Annotated in this window: 4 protein-coding genes and 1 tRNA gene; all 5 read right to left on the bottom strand. The window is 56.6% G+C overall.

The annotated features are described in order from the left end of the window. Nucleotides 1-88 precede the first annotated feature (88 nt). Nucleotides 89-796 carry a Crp/Fnr family transcriptional regulator gene (locus EN879_RS26795; RefSeq protein WP_063168079.1) on the bottom strand — a complete coding sequence of 236 codons (708 nt, stop codon included), beginning with the start codon at nt 794-796 and terminating at the stop codon, nt 89-91. Between the two features lie 608 nt (nt 797-1,404). After that, nucleotides 1,405-1,785, bottom strand: a complete 381-nt coding sequence (locus EN879_RS26800) for a hypothetical protein (protein WP_013531389.1) — start codon at nt 1,783-1,785, stop codon at nt 1,405-1,407. A gap of 269 nt (nt 1,786-2,054) precedes the next feature. Beyond that, the gene (locus EN879_RS26805; RefSeq protein ID WP_013531390.1) at nt 2,055-2,708 is read right to left on the bottom strand and encodes an outer membrane beta-barrel protein; all 654 of its coding nucleotides are present in this window, start codon (nt 2,706-2,708) and stop codon (nt 2,055-2,057) included. A 410-nt stretch (nt 2,709-3,118) separates the two neighbouring features. Continuing rightward, on the bottom strand, nt 3,119-3,481 hold the full coding sequence (locus tag EN879_RS39120; RefSeq protein ID WP_164745866.1) for a hypothetical protein: 363 nt from the start codon (nt 3,479-3,481) through the stop codon (nt 3,119-3,121). Nucleotides 3,482-3,805: 324 nt separating this feature from the next. Beyond that, nucleotides 3,806-3,881, bottom strand: a tRNA-Thr gene (locus EN879_RS26815). Between the last annotated feature and the right edge of the window lie 120 nt (nt 3,882-4,001).

The following is a 4,001-nucleotide window of genomic DNA, read 5'->3' on the forward strand; positions in this document are numbered from 1 at the left end:
CCGGCAATGTGGGCGGGACGGGCTGTATTGCTGGCGCGAGGCGCAGGTGCTTGGATCACCGCGGCCTACGTCCGGCATGCTTGGAGCGCTATAATCCAACTAGCCGAACGTAATCGGCTTCTGGCTTGCCGTAGGTGCCGTTTGCGCAGGCCGCAAGTCCGCTGCGGTCCCTGATGTGCACTTCGCCACGTCGAGAATAGATGAAACCACGTCCTTCCAGAACTTGCAGCCCAACGGTAACGCCTGGGCGTCTTGCTCCAAGCATGACGGCGAGAAACTCATGGGTGATCGCAAGGCGCTCGCCGTGGACCCGATCGTCACACATTAGAAGCCAGCGCGCCAACCGCTCTTCAAGGTTTGATTTTGCGTTGATCAGGGCCGTATAGCTGGTCTGGATGTGGAAGTAGTGGACATAGCGCAACAGGAAAAGGCGCAACGTTGGGCTGTTCGCAAGAGCCTCCTTGAAGGGCTCGGTTCCCATCCTGAAAGCGCTGCCGGCCGACTGAACGTAGCATTGATGCGCTGCATAGTCAGCGCCCATCACGAGCGCGGCACCGGTCATTCCCTCAAAGCCGACAAGGCCCACCTCGGCTTCCTTACCTGAAGCCGTCGCGACCACAGAAGCGATGCCGTCCTCCAGGAAGTACACCGTCTCGATCTCCGAATCGGCTTTCTCTAAGGTCATTTTCGGCTCGAGGTCACACAGTTCAAGGTGTGGCTGCAAAAGCCCCAGGTCACCAGGGTCAAGCCTGCGCAACAATTGGTTTCTGTAGGAATCGTTCTCTGGATTGGTCATAGCTCAATCCCGCTTGGGGCAAGAGCTTTCCAATCTCCCTGCCGTCTGCGCCCGTAGACACGTGCAGACGATTTAAAAAATATACGCCCTCTGGCGCGCGATTGACAGTGAAATGCAACCTGATGCACGGCGTCCCCTCAGCCGCCGAATTACAAAACAGGGGTGTACAAAGTTACAGGGTTGGAATCGTACAGAACTCTGCTTCGTACGAATCCGACAATTTGTGATCGCAGCCAACGAGCCGGCATGATGTACATGGTTATCAATGTCGAGGCAGAGCGACGAGAGGGCGACCGACCGACTGGCAAGGCGACGGTTGTGCCCCATAACGGGTCAAAAGTTTGGCATCTAAATTGCTTTCACAGGTATGGGGTGGGCGAGAGCCCGTCGCTTCGCAAATGGAGCGGCGGGTCTACCCTACCAGTGACTGTCGAATGGCCACGGCAGCAGAATGTACCGCCTTTCAGCAGAAACTAACGGAACATCCGTACTCGCCCGAAGTTGGATTGCAGGAAGCGTCGCATGCGGGCTTCCGCAGCCCGTTTCGTGTCACCGGCAATGTGGGCGGGACGGGCTGCTTTGCGTTGGTACGCAATTTATACCGCTGACTACTTGTGGGTAATCCAGTCCAACAAGCCAACGTTAACCTGCTCGCACCCGACATATTCGCGGACCAAGCTTTCAGCCAGGTGGCGCCATTCACACTCGGGAACGCCTGTTTCCCTGACCAGGTTTCGAAACGCCGAGCGGAGAATGTCGGCATCGAAGGCCGAGACGGCAACAGGACCTGGCTCCGGATCTCCCTCCCGGGCCATGTCATCGCGATGACGTTGGCGAAGGCGCTTGAGCAGTTCGCGCGAGGCCTCGATTGCGCGTCGGGAGTGGTCCATATCACGGCGAAATGAGGCAGTGCCGGCCAGGGAATGGTGCCGCAACCGAAAGCTGGTTTCTATAACCGCGCGTGCGACTTCTATATGCGTTTCTGCCATCGCGGCCTCCCTTCCTGCGAAAGGATTTATTTACTCTCTTGTCACGCGTGACCCAAGAAGGATTCAACGTACGGTTTGGTACGAAGGGATGGCGCGCAGATGGGCATGGTCCGGAACGAACGAAGGGCCTGAACGGCAAACTATTTGCGATCCAGGCCCCTAGCCGTCGGGTTCGCGGCGACATTGCGCCCGCGGAATGCCATTCACAAGCTGGACCTTGGTCTTGCCATTCCCGCGGGGGGCGTCAAAGTCGGAGACGCGCTGAACAGTTAGAACTTCATCGCGATGCCGACGCGGAAATCGTGCGTCTGAAGCGTGTGTTCCAGCGTGCATCCGCCGCCACAATATTCAAGCGACTTCTTGCCGAAGAAGGAGAAGTCGTATTCGCCGCGCAAGAACACGTTGTGTGTGAGCGCGACGTCGATGCCTGCTCCAACAACACCACCGACCAAGGTGGCATCCCGCTCAGCGTTTCCACCCGGGTAGAATGTCTTCAGCTTTGCAGCGGTTACACCAGCCGTGACGAACGGCATGTAGGCTCCCATGTCCATGCCAACGCGACCCTTTACGGATCCGAACAAACCTGTGGAGGCGTCAAGGACGCCTGGGCCTGGAATATCGTCGAAGGTGTTCTTCTTGAAGCGGTAGCCAAGCTCGCCTTCGACGCCATAGACAATCTTGCCGGATTGGAGGTTATAGCCTGCAAAGCCGCCGACCGTTGCCGAGCCGACATTATGCGTTGCGCCAGCCTGGGCGCCCGGTCCATAGATCTTGTAGTGTTCCAACGTTCCGGCACCGAACACGCCGGCGTATGGCCCTTGCCAGGTCCATTCAGGGGTATCGACAGGAGCGATCGTCATATCGGCAGCCATGGCCGGAGCCGCGGAAAGCGCAACGAATGAAGCGAGCAAAAAAGCTTTCATGAAATCCCCATCAAAATCGCCAATCGCTTTATATCGATGAGCCTGCAACTTTGTATATAGCTAGGAAGTCACACCCGTAGGCTAAGTTGCTGCGCCTGAATTCGGCGAAATAGGTATCGGGATGGCCGGTGCAAGCAGGCATCCCTCGAAGAGCTCAATACTTCCGCGTCAGGCTTCGATGCGGGCATTATCGAGAAATTCAAGTGCGGAGCGTGGAAGGGGTGCCGTTCTGATCTTCAATGAAGCCGCTGCCGCACGGATCAGGCTTGCAGCTGTGTTCGTGAAGAATGCCGATGGGTATACCGGACGGCTCAATCCGCAGCAATCAGGAAGGATGCCGTCGACGCCATAGTTAGGCGGCGGCGCGCAGGGCGGTGACTCGCCCAATGTCCGGGTCCCTTCGCAGCCATCTATCGGTAAAGTCCCGGGTATTTGGCCTTCTCAGCCTGGCAATTTCCCGCTCTCTGGACCGCCATGGCGTAAGCTCTTTCATAGGTGTGAATGGCCTTCCGGAACTTAGGAGGATTAGGCGTCAGGTGTTTTTCTATCCCCTCGTACAAAAGCACAGGGACAGCAATGATAGCTTTTCCATTCTCTGTAGGCCTCAGCCGGCACCTTTGCATAACGCCGTTGAGGTTACCTGCCATTTTAGCGGCCAAATTTAACTTGGCATCGGGCATCCCGACCAGGAAGTGGATATTGTCCTGTCCTGCCGAAGCCGCCGAAGACGCGAAGCAAATTGCGGCGGCGAGTGCGACCAAAATGCGGATCAAAGTGACGTCCCCCCAATATTCCCAAATCTGAGCCAGGCTGAATATTTGGCAACCTAGCACCAAGCACACTATCCACAAATATGACACCTTCAAAACGCTCTCGCTCGATGCGCCAATGGGAGGGACTGACCTTAGGCGAATCGATTTGCTGGTGGCGCCGGAACCTTACGAGCCGGAGGAGGACGAAGAGGATGATCCGGATACGGTGATGCTCTGGGCGGATACTCGCGTTGGCAAATGAAAAATTCCAGGTGGATAAGCGGTGGATCGAACCCGAACCTTGTTTTCTAAGCTTTTGAAAATGTTATGGTTTTTGCATTGTGCTGGTGCCCCCGGACGGAATCGAACCGCCGACCTTCGGTTTACAAAACCGCTGCTCTACCAGCTGAGCTACAAGGGCACGGCGCTCCGGTTAGCATATTTGTTGAGCCAGTAAAGACAAAACTCCGTTTTTTCCCGGCATGCCGCATGGGCCATCGGCGAGGGCATCCTGAAAACCGCCGGATTGCTTCCTACATCT

Source organism: Mesorhizobium sp. M7A.F.Ca.AU.002.02.1.1 (genome assembly GCF_003998535.1).
GTDB lineage: Bacteria > Pseudomonadota > Alphaproteobacteria > Rhizobiales > Rhizobiaceae > Mesorhizobium > Mesorhizobium ciceri.

What these genes read in the sequence shown, in the direction of transcription:
- EN879_RS26800 (WP_013531389.1), bottom strand. Translation starts at nt 1,785, where the DNA reads ATGGCAGAAACGCATATAGAAGTCGCACGCGCGGTTATAGAAACCAGC.
- EN879_RS26795 (WP_063168079.1), bottom strand. Translation starts at nt 796, where the DNA reads ATGACCAATCCAGAGAACGATTCCTACAGAAACCAATTGTTGCGCAGG.
- EN879_RS26805 (WP_013531390.1), bottom strand. Translation starts at nt 2,708, where the DNA reads ATGAAAGCTTTTTTGCTCGCTTCATTCGTTGCGCTTTCCGCGGCTCCG.